The 19,147-nt window shown below is 72.9% G+C and carries 13 protein-coding genes; 5 read left to right on the forward strand and 8 right to left on the reverse strand.

The genetic code is table 11. From position 1 onward, the window contains the following. Positions 1 to 204 precede the first annotated feature (204 nt). Together ACWEPX_RS04265 and ACWEPX_RS04270 are read left to right on the forward strand one after the other, a co-directional pair. On the forward strand, positions 205 to 1,368 hold the full coding sequence (locus ACWEPX_RS04265; RefSeq protein WP_451895628.1) for a geranylgeranyl reductase family protein: 1,164 nt from the start codon (positions 205 to 207) through the stop codon (positions 1,366 to 1,368). A 58-nt stretch (positions 1,369 to 1,426) separates the two neighbouring features. Beyond that, the gene (locus ACWEPX_RS04270; RefSeq protein ID WP_451895629.1) at positions 1,427 to 7,564 is read left to right on the forward strand and encodes an SDR family NAD(P)-dependent oxidoreductase; all 6,138 of its coding nucleotides are present in this window, start codon (positions 1,427 to 1,429) and stop codon (positions 7,562 to 7,564) included. A 51-nt stretch (positions 7,565 to 7,615) separates the two neighbouring features. Here the strand turns inward: ACWEPX_RS04270 and ACWEPX_RS04275 are convergent, their stop codons facing one another. Next, positions 7,616 to 7,849, reverse strand: a complete 234-nt coding sequence (locus ACWEPX_RS04275; protein ID WP_451895630.1) for a hypothetical protein — start codon at positions 7,847 to 7,849, stop codon at positions 7,616 to 7,618. A gap of 315 nt (positions 7,850 to 8,164) precedes the next feature. Between ACWEPX_RS04275 and ACWEPX_RS04280 the strand changes: the two genes are divergently transcribed. Beyond that, positions 8,165 to 8,800 carry an ABC transporter ATP-binding protein gene (locus ACWEPX_RS04280; protein WP_451895631.1) on the forward strand — a complete coding sequence of 212 codons (636 nt, stop codon included), beginning with the start codon at positions 8,165 to 8,167 and terminating at the stop codon, positions 8,798 to 8,800. Between the two features lie 13 nt (positions 8,801 to 8,813). Then, complete coding sequence (locus tag ACWEPX_RS04285; RefSeq protein ID WP_451895632.1) at positions 8,814 to 9,803, forward strand: ABC transporter permease; 990 nt, start codon at positions 8,814 to 8,816, stop codon at positions 9,801 to 9,803. Positions 9,804 to 9,902: 99 nt separating this feature from the next. Here the strand turns inward: ACWEPX_RS04285 and cas6e are convergent, their stop codons facing one another. The 7 genes from cas6e to cas3 are packed head-to-tail and all read right to left on the reverse strand — an operon-like array spanning position 9,903 to position 17,315. Continuing rightward, entirely contained in the window at positions 9,903 to 10,568 is a 666-nt protein-coding gene (gene cas6e, locus ACWEPX_RS04290; RefSeq protein WP_451895633.1) for a type I-E CRISPR-associated protein Cas6/Cse3/CasE, read from the reverse strand. Continuing rightward, on the reverse strand, positions 10,559 to 11,278 hold the full coding sequence (cas5e, locus tag ACWEPX_RS04295) for a type I-E CRISPR-associated protein Cas5/CasD (protein WP_451895634.1): 720 nt from the start codon (positions 11,276 to 11,278) through the stop codon (positions 10,559 to 10,561). Before cas5e ends, cas6e begins: the two co-directional genes overlap by 10 nt. Continuing rightward, on the reverse strand, positions 11,275 to 12,408 hold the full coding sequence (cas7e, locus tag ACWEPX_RS04300; protein WP_451895635.1) for a type I-E CRISPR-associated protein Cas7/Cse4/CasC: 1,134 nt from the start codon (positions 12,406 to 12,408) through the stop codon (positions 11,275 to 11,277). The genes cas5e and cas7e overlap by 4 nt, the downstream gene beginning before the upstream one ends. Continuing rightward, entirely contained in the window at positions 12,405 to 12,998 is a 594-nt protein-coding gene (gene casB, locus ACWEPX_RS04305; RefSeq protein ID WP_451895636.1) for a type I-E CRISPR-associated protein Cse2/CasB, read from the reverse strand. Before casB ends, cas7e begins: the two co-directional genes overlap by 4 nt. Further along, on the reverse strand, positions 12,995 to 14,605 hold the full coding sequence (gene casA / locus ACWEPX_RS04310) for a type I-E CRISPR-associated protein Cse1/CasA (protein WP_451895637.1): 1,611 nt from the start codon (positions 14,603 to 14,605) through the stop codon (positions 12,995 to 12,997). Before casA ends, casB begins: the two co-directional genes overlap by 4 nt. Next, complete coding sequence (locus ACWEPX_RS04315; protein ID WP_451895638.1) at positions 14,602 to 14,958, reverse strand: hypothetical protein; 357 nt, start codon at positions 14,956 to 14,958, stop codon at positions 14,602 to 14,604. The genes casA and ACWEPX_RS04315 overlap by 4 nt, the downstream gene beginning before the upstream one ends. Beyond that, entirely contained in the window at positions 14,955 to 17,315 is a 2,361-nt protein-coding gene (gene cas3 / locus ACWEPX_RS04320; protein WP_451895639.1) for a CRISPR-associated helicase Cas3', read from the reverse strand. Before cas3 ends, ACWEPX_RS04315 begins: the two co-directional genes overlap by 4 nt. Before the next feature lie 648 nt (positions 17,316 to 17,963). Here cas3 and ACWEPX_RS04325 point away from each other — a divergent pair. Further along, entirely contained in the window at positions 17,964 to 19,121 is a 1,158-nt protein-coding gene (locus tag ACWEPX_RS04325) for a Fic family protein (RefSeq protein WP_451895640.1), read from the forward strand. The last annotated feature ends 26 nt before the right edge of the window (positions 19,122 to 19,147 follow it).

Genomic DNA, 19,147 nt, shown 5'->3' on the forward strand with positions numbered 1-19,147 from the left:
CCCGGCAAGCCGAACACGCACACATGGTCATGCCCCCTTCCTCACATGGTGTGGCATAGCCCCCTCCGACGGCTTAACCCGCAGGCGTGGGCTGCGCGGTGGCAATGGCCCGTTGTTACGGTCGCAGTGATGCTCTGTCCGATGTGGTGGGTGCGCGAGCCCCACCCCGGCAGCCCCCGGGCTGGAGACGGTGAGCGGATGCGGATGGCAGGCGAGCTTTGGGACGTCGTGGTCGTCGGAGCCGGGCCTGCCGGGGCGAGCGCCGCGCGGGTGGCGGCCGCGGCGGGCTGCCGGGTGCTGCTGCTGGAGCGGGCCGCGATTCCGCGGTACAAGACCTGCGGCGGCGGGTTGATCGGCTGCTCGCAGGCGCACCTGCCCGACGGCCTCGGGGTGCCGGTGCGCGACGAGGTCGCCGCGGTCACCTTCGGGATCGGTGGCCGCAGGCAGCGGACCCTCGCCTGCGCGGGAGCGCAGCCGTGCCGGATGGTCTTCCGCGCCGACCTCGACGCCGCGCTGACCCGGGTCGCCGCCGAGGCCGGGGCCGAGGTGCGCGACCGCACCGCGCTGACGGCCATTGAGGACACTCCTGACGCCGTGCTCCTGCGGACCTCCGGCGGCGTGGTGGCGGCGCGGGCGCTGGTGGGCGCCGACGGGAGCGCGAGCCGGGTGGGCAGGCACGTCGGCGTCCGCTGCGAGCAGGTGGACCTCGCCCTGGAGGTCGAGGTGCCGGTCGACGCCCGCGCGGCGGCGCGCTGGCGCGGGCGCATGCTGATGGAGTGGGGCCCGCTGCCCGGCTCCTTCGGCTGGGTCTTCCCCAAGGGGGACCTGTGCACCGCGGGCGTGGTCGCCGCCCGCGGCCACGGTGATGCGACCAGGCGCTACCTGCGCGACTTCCTCGACCGCCACGCGCTCGGGCACCTGACCCCGGTGCACGACACCGGGCACCTGACCCGCTGCCGCGCCCCGAGCTCGCCGCTCGCGCGGCACCGCACGCTGGTGGCGGGCGACGCCGCCGGGCTGTGCGACCCGTGGTCGCGCGAGGGCATCTCCTTCGCGCTGCGCTCCGGGTCGTGGGCGGGAACCGCCGCCGCCGAGCTCGCCCGCGCCGGGGGCGGCGCAGAGCTGGCCCGCGCCCGCGCCCGGTACACCACCGCAGTCCGCACCGCGCTCGAAGTCGAGATGCGGGCCTCCCGCCAGGTCATGGACGTCTTCAGCAAGCGCCCCGGCCTGGTCCACACCGCGATCACCGCCGTGCCCGCGGTCTGGCGCGGGCTCGACTCCTACCTCTCCGGCCGCATCACGATCCCCGAGCTGCTGGCCGCCCCGGCCGCCCGGGTCGCCCTGCGCGCCGCCGCCCTCGTCCGCTGACGGGCCGACCGCACGAAGGAAGGGACGCAAACCCGTGGACCACGCGAAGCAGACGCCCGTGGCGATCATCGGGACCGGCTGCCGGGCCCCGGGCGGGGTGAGCTCCACCGAGGACCTGTGGCAGGTGCTGCTCGACCGCCGCGACGTGGTGGCGGGCTCGGACCCGGGCAGGCGGTGGACCGAGCGCGAGCGCGTCGTCCCCGGCGACCTGGTCGGCTCGGGCATGCTGCGCAGCGGCTCCTTCCTCGACGGCATCGACCTGTTCGACCCCGGCTTCTTCGGCGTGCCGGTCCGCGAGGCGCCCAGCATCGACCCCCAGCACCGGTTGCTGATGGAGACCACGTGGGAGGCGCTGGAGGACGCAGGCATCCCGCCGCGCTCGCTGGCCGGGTCGCGCACCGGGCTGTTCACCGGCATCTTCGGCGCCGACTACGCCCGAAGGTTCACCATCGCCGACTTCGACGTCTACCACGGCATCTCCGCCGTGCCCGCGGGCGCGCCCGGCCGGATCTCCTACATCCTCGACGTGCACGGGCCGTCGCTGGCCGTCGACGGGGCCTGCGCGTCGTCGCTGCTGGCCGTGCACCTGGCGTGCCGCTCGCTGCACGAGGGCGAGTCCGACCTCGCGCTCGCGGGCGGGGTGACCGTGCAGCTGGAGTGGGGCGGGATCATCGGCTTCGCCAGGGCGGGCGCGCTGTCCGAGCGCGGGCGCTGCGCGGCCTTCGACGCGGGCGCGGACGGGTTCGTGCGCGGCGAGGGCTGCGGCGTGGTCGTGCTCAAGCGGCTCGCCGACGCCCAGCGCGACGGCGACCGCGTGCTCGCCGTCGTCGCCGGGACCGCGATCAACCACGCGGGCCGGGTCCGCGGCATCACCCAGCCCTCGCGCGTCGCCCAGCGCGAGGTGGTGGCCGCGGCGATGCGCGCGGCGGGCGTCGGGCCGGACGACATCGGCTACGTCGAGGCGCACGGCACCGGCACCCCGGTCGGCGACCCGATCGAGTTCGCCGCGCTCTCCGACGCCCACGGGTCCGCGTCCGCGCCCTGCGCGCTGGGCTCGCTCAAGACCAACTTCGGCCACCCCGAGTGCGCGGCAGGCGTGCTCGGCCTGATCAAGGCGGCGCTGGCCGTGCAGCGCGGCGTGGTCCCGGCGAACCTGCACTTCACCCGGTGGAACCCGGAGATCGACGCCGAGGGGACGCGGTTCTTCGTCCCCACCGAGGCCACGCCGTGGACGGGCGCGCCCCGCCGCGCCGCGGTCTCGGCCTTCGGCGTGACCGGCGCGAACGCGCACGCGATCGTGGAGCAGGCCCCGCCCGCCCCCGCGCCGCCGCAGGACCGGCCGGTCGGCCGGCTCGCCGTGCACCCGGTCTCGGCGGCGTCCCCCGGCGGCCTGGCGGCCACCGCCGCCCGGCTCGCCGACCACATCGAAACCGCCCGCCCCCATCCCGCCGACGTCGCCCACACCCTCGCCGTCGCCCGCAGCCCCCTGACCGCCCGCGCCTGCGTCCTCGCCACCGACCGCGACGGCCTCGTCGACGGCTTGCGGGCGCTGGCCGGGGGCGAAGCGCACCCCGCCGTGGTCACCGGCCCGACCGGGGCCGCGGCCATGCCGGTGTGGGTCTTCTCCGGGCACGGGGCGCAGTGGGCGGGCATGGCCCGCGGCCTGCTCGACCGCGACCCGGCCTTCACCGGCATGATCGACCGCCTGGCGCCCGTCGCCGCGGGCGGCGGCGTGCCGCTGCGGGAGCTGCTCGAAGCCGACGCCCTCCCCGAGCGCATGGACCTGGTCCAGCCCTTGGTGTTCGCGGTGCAGACCGCCCTGGCGGAGGTGTGGCGCGCCTGGGGCCTGCGCCCGGCCGCGGTGGTCGGCCACTCGATGGGCGAAGCCGCCGCCGCCGTGGCCGCCGGGATCATCGCCCCCGAGGACGGCATGCGCATCACCCTCATCCGCTCGTCGATGCTCCAGCGCGTCGCGGGCGGCTGCATGGCCGCCGTCGCGCTGCCGGTGGAGCAGGTGGCGGCCGAGATCGCGGACCGGCCGGGTGTGTCGATCGCGGTGGTGACAGCGCCCGCGACGACCGTCGTGGCGGGCGCGGAGGCGGCGGTGGCCGAGCTGCTGGGGGAGTGGCAGGACCGCGGGGTGTTCAGCAAGCGGATCGCCGTGGTGGTCGCCGCGCACTCGCCCCAGGTCGACCCGATCATCCCGGACGTCGTCGAGCAGACCTCCTGGCTGGCGGGCCAGGCCCCGGCGGTGCCGTTCTACTCCACTGTGGTCGATCCCCGGGAGCCGGTCGAGTTCACCGGCCGCTACTGGGCGCAGAACCTGCGCGAGCCCGTCCGGTTCGACCGCGCCTGCCGGGCGCTGGTCGAGGACGGGCACCGGGTGTTCCTGGAGATCGCCCCGCACCCGCTGCTGGCGCAGGCGGTCGAGGAGACCGGCGCGGCGCTCGGCGCCCCCGTGGTCGCGGTGCCGTCCCTGATGCGCGACCAGGACGACCGCGAGGCGCTGTGCCAGGCGGCGGCAGCCCTGCACGTGGCGGGCGTCCCGGTGGACATCGCCGCGGTCAACGGCGGCGGCTCGCGCACGGCGCTGCCGCCCACCGCCTTCGACCGCGCCCGCTACTGGCAGGAGCCGCCCTCCGGCGCCCGCGGCGCCGACGCCCACATGTGGCTCGGCGCGCGCATCGCCGTGCCCGACCCCGACGCCGAGGACCGCACCCGGCACGTGTGGACCGCCGACCTCGGCACCGACCGGGTCGACTGGCTGCGCCAGCACACCCTGCGCGGCACCCCGCTGGTGCCCGCCGCCGCCCACGTCGAGCTGCTCGTCGCCGCGGCCACCGACCTGCTCGGCTGCGCCCCCGACCAGGTCGGCCTGACCGGCGTGCGGTTCGAGCGGATGGTGCCGCTGGCCGCCCGGGTGCCCGTCCAGGTCGCCGCCGTCCGCCGCGGCGAGGCCGTCGACCTGGCGGTCCTGCAGGCGGGCGGGGCCGGGTGGGACCGCGTCGCCGCGGCCACCGCCACCCGCTGCGAGGGCGCGGTGGACGGGCGCGAGCCGCTGCCGCTGCCCGAGGCGACCGACCCGCCCGACGACCTCTACGCCGAGTGCCGCCGCATCGGCCTCGACACCGGCCCGGCGTTCCACTCCATCGCCGCGGTCGCGGACGGCGGCCTCGCGCGCCTGCGCCTGCCCGAGGAGGCGACGGTCAGCACCGCCGCGCCCAAGGTGCACCCGGTGCTGCTCGACGGCTGCGTGCTGGCCGTGGCCGCGCCCCTGGTCATGGGCGGCGGACCGGACCCCGGCAACGCGGGGGCGCCCTGGGTGCCCGTCGGGATCGGCGCGCTCACCCTGCCCGCCGACCCGAACCGGGTGGCGTGGGTGCGGCCCGAGGTGCGCCGCGACGGCCCCGACACCGCGACCGGCCGCGCCGACCTCTACGACGACGCGGGCACGTGGCTCGGCGCGCTCGACGGCGTCGCCCTGGTCCGCGGCCCGGCCCCCGCCCCCGGCCGGTCGCTGCTGAACTCCCGGCTGTTCGAGATCACCTGGACCCCGGCTCCGCTGCCCGCCGCGGACCCCCGCGCGCTCGGCGACTGGGTGGTCGTCGCCGAACCCGGCGACCGGGCGGGCGTCGCCGAGCGGGTGGCCGCCGCCTTGGCCGCGGCGGGCGCGCGGGTCGAGGTCGACGCGGACGCCCCGCGCGGGGACTCCGCCGAGGGTGTCGTGTGGTGCGCCACGGGCGATCTCGACGCCCTCGACCGGATCACCCGCATCGGCATGGTGCTGCGCGACCACGCCGGGCACCGCGCCCCGCCCCGGCTCTGGCTGGTGAGCGCGAACGCCCGCCCGGTGGCCGACGGCGAGCCCGTGGACCCGGGCGTGTGCGCGCTGCGCGGGCTGCTGCGGGTGGCCGCGATCGAGCAGCCGCAGTCGGCGGTCACCTGGATCGACAGCGACGACCCCGCAGGCCCCGGCGCCGCCGACATCGCCGCCGAGCTGGTCGCGGGCAGCCCGGAGCCGGAGGTGGCGCTGCGCTCCGGCCAGCGGCACGTGGCCCGGATGACCCGCGCGCCGCTGCCCGCCCGGCCGCCGCGCACCGCAGGCGTGGTGGAGGTGGTCGCGGGCGCGGACGGCTTCGCGCTGGAGGCCGACCCCGACGGCGGCGTGGAGCGGCTGCGGCTGGTCGCCGCCGAGCAGCCCCCGCCTGCCCCCGGCCCCGGCCAGGTGCTGCTGCGCCCGGAGGCGGTCACCATCCACTTCCGCGACGTCCTGATCGCCCTGGGCATCTACCCGACCGACGACGGCGTGCTGCCCGGGCTGGGGTCGGACGCGGCGGGTGTCGTGCTCGCCGTCGGGCCGGACGTGCCCGACCTGCGCCCCGGCGACCGGGTCGTCGCCGTGCGGCCGGACGGGACCGGGACGATGGCCTCCTCCTGCCTGGTCACCGCCGACCTCGTGGTGGGCGTCCCGGACGGGGTGGCGTCGGTCGACATCGTGCCGTCGGTGCTGACCTACCTCACCGCGTGGCACGCGCTGCACGACCTCGCGCACCTGCGGGCGGGCGAGACCGTGCTCGTCCACTCGGCGGCGGGCGGCACCGGCCTGGCCGCCATCGAGGTGGCGCGGCTGCTGGGCGCCACCCCCATCGGCACCGCGGGCACCGAGGCCAAGCGCCGGTACCTGCGCGACCACGGCGTGGAGCACGTCTTCGACTCCCGCACCCTCGACTTCGCCGAGGAGGTCAGGGAGGCCACCGGCGGGCGCGGGGTGGATGTCGTGCTCAACTCGCTGACCGGCGCGGCCATGCGCGCCTCGCTCGACCTGCTCGCCCCGCTCGGGCGCTTCGTGGAGATCGGCAAGCGCGACCTCTACGACGGCGCGCGGATCGGGCTCGACGCCTTCCGCCGCGGCAACACCTACACGGCCCTCGACCTGGTGCTGACCGCGACCGAGCACACCGCGGTGTGCCGCGCGGCCCTCCTTCGGGTGGCGGCCGAGCTGGCGGCCGGAACGCTGCCTGCGCTGCCCCGCGTGGTCCTGCCGCTGGCCGAGGCCGCCGAGGGGTTCAAGCTCCTCGCCAGCGGTGACCACATCGGACGGATCGCGCTGGAGTTCCCGGAGCCCGGCGAACGCCTGCGCGTCCACGCGCCCGCCCGGGAATCCGTCGTCCGCCCCGGCGGGGCCTACATCATCACCGGCGGCACCCGGGGCCTGGGCCTGGCGGCGGCCCGGTGGCTGGCCGAGCGCGGCGCAGGTCGGGTCGTGGTCGGCGGGCGCGGCGAGGTGCCCGCCGAGGGCCGCGAGGTCCTGGCGGAGGTCGAGGCCCTGGGCTGCGCGGTCGAGGTGGTGCGCGGCGACATCGCCGACCCGCAGACCGCGCGCCGCCTGGTCGCCGCCGCGGGCGGTGAGCTGCGCGGCGTCCTGCACACCGCCGTCGTGCTCGACGACACCCCCATCACCGGGCTCACCCCGGAGAAGGTCGAACGGGTCTGGCACCCCAAGGTCACCGGCCTGCTGAACCTGCACGACGCGACCGCGGACAGCACGTTGGACTGGTTCGTCGTCTTCTCGTCCATGTCCGCGATGATCGGCAACGCGGGCCAGGCGAACTACGCCGCGGCGGGCGCCTGGGTCGACGCCTTCGCCCGCTGGCGGCGCGACCGCGGCCTCCCGGCGCTGTCGGTCGACTGGGGCGCGTGGGGCGAAGCGGGCCGCGCCACCCACTTCGCCGCGCGCGGCTACGACACCATCTCCACCGCGGACGGTTTCGCGGCGCTGGAGGAGCTGCTGCGGCACCAGCGCGTGCACACCGGGGTGTTCGACTACCAGCCGGACCTGCTCTTCCGCGCCTTCCCCGACGCCCGGTCGACCCCGCTGCTCGCCGAGGTGGACACCCCGGGCGGCCGGGCCGAGGACGGCGCGCTCGGCGTCGACGTGCGCGCGGTGGAGCCCGGCCCCGCCCGCGCGCACCTGCTGCAGGACGTGGTCGTCCGCACCCTGGCCGCGTTGCTGAGCGCGGACCCGTCGAGCGTGCCCGCGCACGCCAAGTTCACCGACGTGGGTTTGGACTCGCTGCTGGCGGTGGCGCTGACCCGCAGGCTCCAGACCGATGTGGACATCGCGCTGACGCCCGCGGAGGTGTGGGCGCACCCGTCGCCCGCCGAACTCGCCGCGCACCTCGATTCCGTGCTCTGACAGGCGGATGGGGAACGCGGCAGCCGCGTTCCCCATCCCGTGGAGCAGGTGCTACTGGGTCCACAGCACGTTGTCGTCGTCGCAGCGCCAGTCCGACCAGCGGCCGCCGAAGGCCCCCGCCGCGCCGAAGAACTCGCACGTGTAGGGGTCGCTGAACTCGCGGTAGTAGGTCCACCCGTCCTCGGGCGGGGGCGCGGCCGCCTCCGCGACCGCCGCTGCCGGGACCGATCCGAGGAACGCTGCGAGCGCGAGCGCGGTGCCGACGCTTCGCCTGGGGCGTTTCATGCCTGCTCCTTCGAGGGCTGGGATGGGTGCGGGACCACCGGTGCGGTTCGCCGAGCGGGCGGGCTGCGTGTTCGAAAACCCCTGTGCGCCAAGGGAAAGCGGCCCGCTCGCACCTGGTGGTGCATCCAGCGTCGCGCATCGCCGAGGTCATTTCAAGGTGGACCCGGGACGTCACGCGATAGGGTGCCCGCCCCGGCGATCCACCTGATCGTGTGCCGCCTCCGAGGTGGGCTTCCCCGCCCCCGCGGGTACCAAGACGATGTGAGCGTGGGGCATCCGGTAGCCGCGGAACACCACCGGGACGGAGGCGGCGCAGTGCCGTTCGGGGACGTCACCCTTCAGGCCATCGGCATCCACAAGGCGTTCGGGTCGCGCGCGGTGCTGCGCGGCGTCGACTTCGAGCTGCGCGCGGGGGAGGTCCTGGGGATCATCGGCGAGAACGGCGCGGGCAAGACGACGCTGCTGCGGGTGCTGGCGGGCGAGCTGAAGGCCGACCGGGGGGAGGTCCTGGTGCGCAGGCCGATCGGCTACTGCCCGCAGCGCATCGTCGTCAACGACGAGCTCACCGTCGACCAGCACCTGCGCTACTTCCAAGGCGCGTACCGCATCGACGACCTCGGCCGCGCCGACGAGCTCCTCGACCGGCTCGACCTGGCCCGGTTCCGCCGCTGCAAGGCAGGCAGGCTCAGCGGCGGCACGCGGCAGAAGCTCAACCTCGTGCTGGCGCTGATGCACGACCCCGGCATCGTGCTGATGGACGAGCCGTACCAGGGCTTCGACTGGGAGAACTACCTCAACTTCTGGCAGATCACCGGCGAACTCCGCCAGCGCCGCCAGTCGGTGCTGGTGATCTCCCACATCGTCCACGACATCGAGCGCTTCGACCGCCTGTTCCGCCTGCAGGCAGGCCGCGTGGTCGACGAGGGCGCCGTGGCCGTGGGGCAGGTGTGAGGTGGCGCATTGGGTGAAGGCCACGTCCAACCGGCGCACCGCCAAGGCGCTGGGCTTCGAGATCGCCCAGCACGCGCGCAACCGCTTGGCGCTCGCCCTGGTCGTGTTCTTCATCCCGGCCTGGGTGACCCTGGTGGGGAAGCTCCTTCCCGAGCAGGAGATCGCCTACCGCTCCAGCGCCCTCGACGCGACGCTCATGGTCCCGTCGAACCGGCTGGCGACCATCTCGGGCGTGATCAACGCCGTGACCCTGATCGTCGGCTTCATGATGTTCTCCGCGGTGCGCCGCTTCGGCGACTTCGACCGCAGGCTCGTGCAGGCGGGCTATTCGCGGGTGAGCCTGCTGCTGGCGAAGCTGGCGGTGCTGCTGCTCGTGTCCACCTTGGTCGCCGCCTACGCGACCGCGGTCATGACGGCGCTGTGGACGCCGGAGCAGGTGTGGCTGCTGGCCCTGGGCCTGCTGGTGAGCGCCCTGACCTACGGCGGGATGGGCATCGTCCTGGGCATCGTCCTGCCCACCGAGCTGGCGGGCATGTTCGTCATCATCATGATCAGCCTGGTGGACGTGATCGTGCAGAACCCCGTGATCAACCCCGCGGCCGACGGCGGATTCCTCAAGTTCATGCCCACCTACGGCGCCACCCAGTCCTCCGTCGCCGCAGGCTTCACCGACCAACCAGCCGCCACCCACGCCCTCATCGGCCTGGCCTGGCTCACCACCTTCAGCGCGATCTCCATCCTCGCCTTCTACCTCCGCACCCGAAACCACACCACCCACGACCCCCACCCCGACATCCCCACCCGCACCCCCTCCATCGTCACCCTCACCACCGGCCCCGACGGCACCCTGGAAATCCGCTCCACCGCAGGCCCCATCCTCCTCTGCACCCACGGCTCCACCCCCATCCCCACCCCCACACCCCCGCGCGACCCTCACCCCCCACCCACCCACCGACCGAACGGCCAATCCCCAGAACCCTCCCCGAACTCGTCCCACCCCTGAGCCCGCCCGACCCAACCGCCGTGTCCTCACCGAGTGCCGCCGCCACCGACCGCGCGGCGTAGCTCCTCCGACTCGGCCTCCACCTGCACCGCGCCGAGCTCACCGAGGCCGCGGCAGGGCGAGGCTGATCAGCCCGCAGCCGTAGGACTTCCCTCGACCGATACCGCTGACCACCGCCTGGGTGAAGGCGTCGGCGTCGGTGACGATGAGCGTGCCTTCGAACCTCACCGGGCTGATGGTGATGGTCGCCTCCTCCCTCCTGCCGACGAGCCGCGGCACCGGGATGGGGGCGACGTCCGGCTCCCCGTTCCGCCCGGCGGGGATGGCGAAGCCGTGCCGCTCCCCCCGTCGCACAAGCCAGTCGACCTGCTTCTCCGGCGTCGTCAACCCGACGTGCTTGCGCTTCTCCGGTGCACCGTCGAAGCGCACGCAGCGGGTCGGGTTGGCGACCAGGCGGAAGGCGAGCCTGCGGCCCGGCTGGATGGCGTCCAGGACCGGTTGCAGCGGGCGGACGGCGGGGGGCTCCAGCACCAGGCCCGCGGGCAGCTTGGCCAGGTCGGGCGCGGTGCGGCTCTGGATGTACTGCGTGTACCCGGTGTGCGCCGGGTCGAGCCGCCAGAGCAGGTTGTGGGCGTGGCGTGCCGGGGTCCCCGGGGGGATCTCGGGGAAGAGCTTCATCAGCGTGCGGTGCATGTCGTGGACGTTGCCGAAGTCGCGTCGGAACTCGCGGGACCGGACATCGATGAGGAGCCTGGTCAGGAACACGAGGGGTCTCCTGCGGTGATCATGCCGTCGGTGAGCTGGACGTACTCGGTGAGGACGGTGCGTGTGGCGAACCTGCGGTCGGCGGGGTTGAAGCTGAGCGGGTGGTCGTGCCTGGTCTCGGCGCCCCGCGCATCCGGCGGGCAGTCGCTCACCACCCGCAAGCCCGGCCGGTCGGCCTTCTCCCGCTCCAGCCTGCGGGTCCGCGGGGACGTCTCCAACCAGGGGTGCTCGCGCACGACGACGGCCGCCGGGGCATCGAACAGGTGGGCGTCCGGGGCCAGCAGCGGGCGGGCGGGGACGAACGCGCGGCGGCCGAAGCAGAGCCGCCAGACGGGCGCGGCGATCGCCTCCGCCAGGCGCGCCAGCCGGGCGCGCTCGCCTTCGAGCACGACGAGGAACAGCGCGTCGGCGAGGTAGTACCGCTCGCTGACGATCGTCCGGTGACCCGTGCCGAGGGTGGTCGGCACGTTCTGGGTCGTGTGGAAGTCGCGTTCGAGGATGCCTTCGCGGTCCACCCGGACGGCCATGCGCAGCCGGGCGAGCTCGGCGATGGCGGCGTCGTCCTCGCGTTCGACACCCGAGGCTGCGGCGAGCAGGCCGACGACGCCGGACTTCGTCGGTTCCATCCCGGTGTCGCGGATCGTGGCCCGCGACCTCGTGCCCCACGACTGCATCGGGGCGTCGAAGCACAGCGCGAGCGAGCTGGTCATCGGGCCGTGGCTGCGCCGTCGAGCAGGCGGGTCACGAACTCGTCCACGCTGGACACGACATCGCCCTCATCGATTGCAGGCACCGTGCCGGTCACGGATGCCGCTGCGACCGTCCTGATGGTGCTGTCGCCGTAGAAGGCGCGGAGCTGGCCGAAGTGCCGTGCCAGCCGCTCGGTGGAGGCGGCCATCACGTCGTCGACCCCGTGGACCGGCTTGAGGAAAGCGTTTGCGAGGTTCCACGCGCCGTGGTCGCGGACGACGCCGAGGAGCGTGTCGGGCATGGTCCGGGCGGCCATCGAGTTCTGCTTGCCGCTCGGCACGGCGTTGATGAAGGCGTACAACCAGGCGCGCGTGGTGCGGTCCACGAGATCCGCGTCGCCGCTGAGGTTGTGGCTCAACTGGCGCAGATCGACATTGCAGTAGCGGTAGTAGCACGCTGCGTTGAAATCTATCGTGCCGATCATGTCCGCGCCCGACTCGTCGGATGCCTTGAGGTCGTCGACCGCGGTGTAGAAGTCGAACTCGGTTGCCACGGCGTGGGTGGAGAGCGCATGGGCTACCTGGGACGCCGCGTCGACGTTGAAGTCCTTGTTGTCGGCGATCATCCTGCCGAACAGCGCGACGTCGGCCGCCCGCCGGGCGTCGAGGATGCGGTGGGCTTCGGCTTGCGCGGCCTTGTCCGGCTTGACCTTCGTCGGCTTCTTCCCGGCCTTGCGCACCTGCGCAGCCGCGTGGAGGCTGTCCCAGTTGGCTTCGCAGTAGGCGGCGAGGTGCTCGATCGCGCTGCGGCCCACGTACAGCAGGTACTCGGTGAGGTCTTTCTTCTGGTCCAAGCCGAAGCCGAGCTGCTCGAGCGCCACCCGCACCACGGCGGGGGTGTCCTCGGGGTCGCGCCCGCGCGCGGTGAGCACCTTGGCCGTTTCGCCGAGCAGGCGCTTCGTGCGCACGCCGGTCTCGGACTCGGCGAGCCCGAACTCCTTGAACAGCAGGCGGGCCGACCGCTTCAGGCACTGGCTGGAGACCCGGCCGCGGGTGTGCCCGCCGAACGTCGCGGTCTTGGGCTGGCCTATGTCGTCGCGGTTGAGGTTGCTCACGGGGAACGACTGGAGCAGGTGCAGTTCGATGATCACGGGTTCTCCGGTGCGTCCTTGTCGGGGGACTCGGTGGATGTCGGGTTCTTGCTCGCGGTCCGGTGGTACTCGCGGGCCCACTGCAGCCGCACCCGGTGCGCGGCGTCGGGGCGGCCCCCGTTGGTCAGGACGACCAGGTCGTCGAGGAGCTTGTCGTAGTCCACGGCGACGTCGTGGGCGGACAGCAGCCGGATGACCTGGCGCAGGTGGTGGGGGAGCGTGCTGGCGTCGCGGGAGAGCAACGCCGTGAACCGGCGGGTGACCGCCGCGGAGTTGTCCCGCTCCTTGGCCAGGGTGGCCAGGGAAGCGCCGAGCGACATCGGCTTCCGGGGCGCGCGGCGGGGCTGGGGGTGCAGGGCGAACAGCCCGGCGAGCAGGAGCCAGGCCTCCTGCTCGGCTTCCGGCGGTTCGTGGGCGAAGACGGTCTCGTAGGCGGCGACCTGGTTGCGGGGGCCCGCGGTGCTGCGGCGGAGCATGGCCAGCGAGCGCCGCGCCTCGCTGACGCGCTGGGGGTTCTCCGACGACAGCCCCCGGTGCAGGCCGAAGAGGTGGGCGGTGAAGCGGCGGCGTGCTTCGTCGGTGTCGTTCACGGTGCGCACTCCCGGGTGAGGTATCCAGTCAGGTCCCTGTTGAAGAGCTGCACGAGTCGGTGCACCCGCCCGATGGCGCGGTCGACGTGCTTGGCGGCGGCGAGGAGCTCACGGCCTTCCCGGTGAACCCCTTCCGACCACCTCGTGGTTGCCTCGATGGCGACGCGGCTCACCTCCTTCGCCCACGCTTCAGCGGCCGGTCTTTCCGAGCGCTGCTCGTGGTGGGCCTGTGCGACGGCGGTCAGGAAGGTTGCGAACGGCTTGGTCAGGCGAGGCCAGAACCCGAGGTCGGCGCTCACGGCGGAGGTGGCGCGGAGGTCGGTGTAGAAGTCGCGTTCCATCGCGCGCAGCGCGGAGACCGTTTCATCCGCGAGGGTGATGGCCGTGCCGATCAGGCCGCCCAGCGTTTCGCTGTTCGCGCGCAGGAGCGCTACCGGAGCGGGGACCTCGTCCTCGATCCAGGTCTCGACGACGGAGGCCTTGGCGTCGAGCCGCTGGCCGAACACCCGGAGCGTGTAGACGGCGTCAACCGCGATGTCCTCGTCCAGCGACCTGGCCGACACGTGGTCGAGGGTTCGCGGACGCTGCCTGGTGCGCTCTTCCTCCCAGGGGAAGCTGAGCAGCATTTCGACGCTGTGCCGCCAGATCCCCCTGGTCGGGTGGAGGACGACGGGCCGCAGCGGCTCGTCCGGCTTGGGCTTCCCGTTCGGCCCCCGCGGCTTGCGGAACGCCGCCATCATCTCCTCGTCGGGCAGCCTCACGTCGAGCCGGGTGCCCGGCGTGAGGACGACGCCGTCGACCATCACCCCGTTCGCGGTGTTCGCCGGTCGCAGGAGGATGCGTCGGGACGGCCAGGTCAGGAGATCTGTCCACCCTCGGGGAACGGTTGCCGGGGCCGGTTCCGGACCAGGCGGCTCCTCCGCTTCCCACGCGGGCCTGTCGTCAGGACCAGTGCGTTCCGGATGGCGCTGAGCCGGGTTGTAGGTGATGGCGTTGAGGAGCAACGTTTCGCGGAGGTCTTGGCCCTCGACCACCACGACCCCGAACCAGTTGCACGGCGCCCTCTCCGACGACTTGTCCTTGGTGTAGGGGGTCTTCATGCCACCCGGGTCGAAGGCGAGCGCGGTCACCAGCCATTGCGCGGCCTCCTCGGGCTTGAGCAGGATTCGGTCCGCTGCGGTCGTGTGGTCGAACAACGTGACGTTGTTGCCCACCGATCGGAAGGGCACCAGCTTCGCGGGGCTCGCGGGCGTCAGGGAACGCAGCTCGCGGCACTGGAGGAAGGGGCGCTCCGGGTGGAAGAGGTCGAAGCGATCCCGGTAGTCGTTCAGGTAGGCGCGCAGCGGTGCGGAGGGCAACCGGTTCGCCGTCCACAGCCTCGCCCACCCGTCCGCGTCCGGCGGGCCGTAGACGCGGTGCAGCAGTGCGAGGACCAAGCGGTGCAGAGCGGCCGTCATCGGCGGGGTCTGCCCGGCGATCCGCCGGAGGGTGTGCGCGCCGAGGAGGAGACGAGCCAGGCTCACGACACGTCGTTCCCCGGACCTGTCGACCACGGGTACCCACGGACGGGTGATCAGATCGAAGGACGGGTGAACCTCAGTTGTCATTCGCTCTCATCGAGGTAGAGGCCGAATGCGCTGTCGTAGCGCAGGACTGAGCCGCCGACGGTACAGCGTCGATCTTGGAGCAGGAGCACCCGGTGCCTGTTGAGCCACGGATCCCCGAGGAACAGAGCGGGGACCGCGAGGGCAGCCACCGCGTCCATGACGCTCGTCGGGAGCGGCGCCGCGAGGATCGTGCTGGCATCGAGCAGTTCCCGGCGCTGGTCGTCGGTGAGCGGGCGCGAATCCGCGAGCGAGACAGGGATGCAGCCACCCACCGGGGTGGCGACTTGGCCGTCGTGCCCCTCCAGGAGGACGACGTGGATGCGCTGCTCCGAGGCGTCCACTTCTTCGTTCACCGCCTCTGCGGCCGGGTGTTCGTGCTGCTCTTCGGCCTCGCCGTCAGGGTGTCGATGTCCATCCCGTCCAGCGCGAGTGGAAGGCGCAGCACTTCGGCGTTCCGGCGCTCCCGGTCCCGGCTGCGCGCGAGTTGGTCGGCTGCCTGCGCCCACCCGTCCTCCCATCCGTCGGGGCACTCGAACTCCGGGCCGTACACCGAGTCGATCAAGCTCTGGACCTGGTCGGGCGTGCGGATCGAGCGCCTGCCCGCGAGCAGCGCGCAGGTCCGCAGCAAGGTCATCCGCGCGTAGACCAGCGTGGTGTACCTCGGGAACCGCGGGCCGCCCTCGGTGTCGGTCACCCCGGTGATGCCGAGGGTGATCGGGCCGGGCCGGTCGTCCTCGCTGCGGTGCCTGCGGATGCGCCCGGCCCGTTGGATCAGGGAATCGATGGGCGCCATGTCGCTCAGCATCACGTCGAAGTCGAGATCGAGGCTCTGCTCCAGGACCTGCGTCCCGACGACGATCGCCCGCGGCCTGCTGCCCTCTTTGCCGAAGTGCTCCTTGAGGCGCGCTTCCGTGTCGCGCCGCTCCTTGGCCGTCATCCGCCCGGTGATCGGGATGATCTCCGGGCGCTCCGCCGCAGGCAGATCGGCGAAGCGCCGCTCGAGCTCGTGGCAGGTGGAGACGACTCGTTCGACCAGGTTGTGGACCACGGCGATGCAGTCGTGGGTGCGAGATTGCTGGATCAGCCACCCCTCGACGTCCTCGACCCGGTCGAGGACGATCTCCCGGTTGGCGTTGAGGCGCGAGGGCGGTGTGTGCTCGGCGTCCACGCGCTCGTGATCGGCCCAGGTGACCCGGGGGTACTCCGTGGTCGGAGCAGGCGGCTGCGCCTCGGGGAGCTCACCGCGCAGCCCGGACCGCCACGCGGCGACGAGTTCGTGCCGCCTCCCCGACGGCAGGGTGGCCGACAGCAGGACCACCGAGACCCCTAGGCGGCCCAACCAGTGGAGCATCCGGTCCAGGAGCGTGGACATGTGGATGTCGTAGGCGTGGACCTCATCAATCACCACCACCTTCCCCGACAGCGCTGCGAGCCGGACGAATCCGTGGTGGGAGCGGATCGCCGTCTTCAGCGCCTGGTCGACGGTACCCACCCCCCAGCGCGTGAGCAGGGCTCGCTTGCGGGTGAACCACTCACGCGCCTTCACGGTGGAATCCTCGGCCTCGTCCTGGCCGACGTCGACGGGTGTGACTGGCGAATGCTCTGCCGCTGCGGAATGGATCAACCGAACGTTGGTTGTGTCACCTAGGTGCGACAGCATGGCTTGGACCACACCGAGCATCTGGTTGCTCGTCGCTTGGGTCGGCATCCCGATGTAGACGCCTGCCAGGCTCATCGAGCGCACAAGTGCGGCCGCGGCCTGCAAGGTCGCCATCGACTTGCCCTCGCCGGTCGGCGCTTCGACCACGAGCAGCACCGGCTCGGCCCGGCCGGTGGTCAATCGTTCGACCGCTGTCTGCATCGGTCGCGGTGGACACTTGTCGGGAAAGAGTGCTGCGAAGGTGGTGTCCGCAGGCGGCCGCCACGCCGCTAGGTCGATCTTGGCGATCGCGTCCTCGGCCAGGAGGTCTGCGCGTGCCTTGTAGTCGTCCAGATCGACCTCGTCCGCGCGCGGGGGGAAGTTCTGTGTGTCCGACGCGATCCAGTCGCTGATCGAGGTCAGCGCAGCGAGGCCGATGGCCGCTTCGAGGCTGACCCGAACCTCGGACCAGTTGGCGTTCTCGGGTTCCGGCAGCCCGCGAAGTCGGGACACCTCGTGCACGAGCGCCGTTCGCCACTCGGCCCACCGCTCGCCGCCGTGGTGGTTGTGCTGGCGGCGCGCCTGCAAGATCATGTCGGCCTTCGGGAAGACCCCGTGATGCCCGCCGAGGGCGACCGCGATTCGCAGGGCGGACTCACGGGGCATCCCCCACGTCTTGAGCATCCCGTGCAGGTGCAACGCCGTGATGAGCCCGTGCGGCGTATCGGCTCGGGGAAGGTTCTTCGGGCTGCGCACGAACTCCACGTCGTCGTACGCAGAGCGGGGGAGGCGCGCCTCCGCCACGTCGGCTTGACAAGCCTGAAAGGTCGGCGCGTACTTGCCCAGGTCGTGGACGCCGCAGAAGAGCGCGACCCAGCCTTCCCAGTCCGTGAGGCAGGCGAAGGAATCCCGCAGTCCCGCCAGGAGCCGCGGCCCGAGCACCAACGGCATCAGGCGCTCGGCGACCGCAGCTGTGTCGAGGACGTGGCAGATCAGCGGGTGGGTGCCCTCGTCCGAGGCCTTCCCCCATGGAGCCCAAGGAGGTGGTGGGTCGAGCGATGACAAGGGCAACCTCCGCCGTGAACCGGTGATCTGCCGCAGGGGATCGTTGCGAGGTCAGCGGATGTTACGTCGGAGACGTCGACTGTCCGGACCGGTGTCCCCCACGGCGAGCATGCTCCCGCCCGCATCAGGAGATCGTCGGTTGTCTCGCTACCCAGTTGCTTCCGCGCTGGCATGGGCTGCCCGCGCTGAGGGCTCGGCGCTGGGGGTTCGTCGGTCTCAGGGCAACCAGCCAGCGTACTGCCGCGTCCAGAACGGGGCCGGATCGCGGGTTCGGCGGGAACGGATGCGTGGGATTCTGCACGTGCATCCTCACGCTTTTGATGCACGATTGCTGGACGATCCGTGGGGCCGTTCCCGCGTTATGCGCCCGAGCGGGTGAAAGAGGGTTTCCTGATCGGGTGGAGTTTGCGGGGGTGGGCAACCGAGCACGCATGGCGGGGCTCTCTTATTGGTGGGTGGGGTTCTGCGCTTGCACGGTCCTCGAACCCGGGAGGCGACGGCTGACCTGCGGGAAGCTCCGGACGGGTGGCGCGGGCAGCGGACGCCAGGGGGCGGCGGGGCCCGGGCGGCCGGGTGAGTTGATCTAGGGGATGCGAATTTCCAGGTTTGTGGTGATCGTGTCGTGTCCTAGAGGCTGCCGCCATGAATCACGTGATGCCTTCCGCGGCGGGGACTTATGTGCCCGTGGTGGGGGAGTTGCCGGGGGTTCCGGCGGAGGTGGTGGCCCGGGGCGCGTTCGTCCCGCGCCCGCTGCCCGTTCCCGCGCTCGGGGCGGCGACGGTGGTGGAGTTGGCCAAGGCGCAGGAGATGCTGGGGCGGTTGGACCAGGACGCGAAGCGGTTGGGTGGGGCGGGGTCGAGCCAACCCCTGGTGCGGTCGACGCAGGTGCGGGAGGTTCAGGGGTCGGCGTCGCTGGACGGGGTGCAGGCCGCGCTGCTCGAGGTCTTGATGGCGCGGCTGCCGAAAGCCCGGTCGGGGCAGGAGATCCCGGCGCAGATGAGCGGGTACCTGCGGGCCAGCGAGGCCGGTTTCGCCGAGGTGGCGGCGGGCGCGGTGGTCGACGCGCGGCTCATGCAGCGCGTCGCCGCGCAGTTCGCGGGGGCGGGGGTGGGCGGCGAGGAGGTGTGGCGGGAGGACTACGCCTGGCTGGGCGGCGGCCCGCCGTCGTGCGCGTACCTGATCGCCGCGCCGCCCGGACCGCAGTTGCAGGCAGCGGCGGCGCAGTTCGACGAGTGGTCGACGGCGCCGGACATGTTGGTGGTGGCGCGGGCGGCGCTGGGCCTCTACCAGTGGGAGACCACGCGGCCGTTCAAGTACGGCAACGGCCACATCGCCCGGCTGTACGTCGGACTTCTGCTTGCCTCCTCGGGCGTGCTCAGCGCGCAGGTGCTCCCGCTGTCGACGTGGATCGACCGCAACGTCGACGACTACGCGCGGATGATCAGGGCGGTGGTGGCCAGCGGGTGCTACGAGCCGTGGATCGAGTTCGTCGCCGCAGGCATCCAGCAGCTGTGCGACCAGGAGCTGCGGCTGATCCGCAGGCTGGAGCAGGAGCGCGACGCGATGCTGCGGCGGCTGCCCGCCAAGGACACCGGCGTGATCCGCCGCATCGTCTCCGGCCTGGTGCTCACGCCGGTCACCAACAACGCCCAGATCGCCGAGCTCTACGAGATCGGCGCCAACTACGCCAACGACCTGTGCAAGCGCATCGCGGGCTACGGCCTGCTCAAGGCCGTTGGCAGCTACGCCAAGTCGTATTACAGCCCGCAGCTGTTGCGCTTGATGAGCCTGACCGATCCCGTCGTCCACTGACCCCAGGAGTCCCCATGCCCACCGGA

This window comes from Actinokineospora sp. NPDC004072, assembly GCF_053604195.1.

What these genes read in the sequence shown, in the direction of transcription:
- ACWEPX_RS04265 (WP_451895628.1), top strand. Translation starts at nt 205, where the DNA reads ATGGCAGGCGAGCTTTGGGACGTCGTGGTCGTCGGAGCCGGGCCTGCC.
- ACWEPX_RS04275 (WP_451895630.1), bottom strand. Translation starts at nt 7,849, where the DNA reads ATGAAACGCCCCAGGCGAAGCGTCGGCACCGCGCTCGCGCTCGCAGCG.
- cas5e (WP_451895634.1), bottom strand. Translation starts at nt 11,278, where the DNA reads ATGACCAGCTCGCTCGCGCTGTGCTTCGACGCCCCGATGCAGTCGTGG.
- casA (WP_451895637.1), bottom strand. Translation starts at nt 14,605, where the DNA reads ATGACAACTGAGGTTCACCCGTCCTTCGATCTGATCACCCGTCCGTGG.
- ACWEPX_RS04325 (WP_451895640.1), top strand. Translation starts at nt 17,964, where the DNA reads ATGCCTTCCGCGGCGGGGACTTATGTGCCCGTGGTGGGGGAGTTGCCG.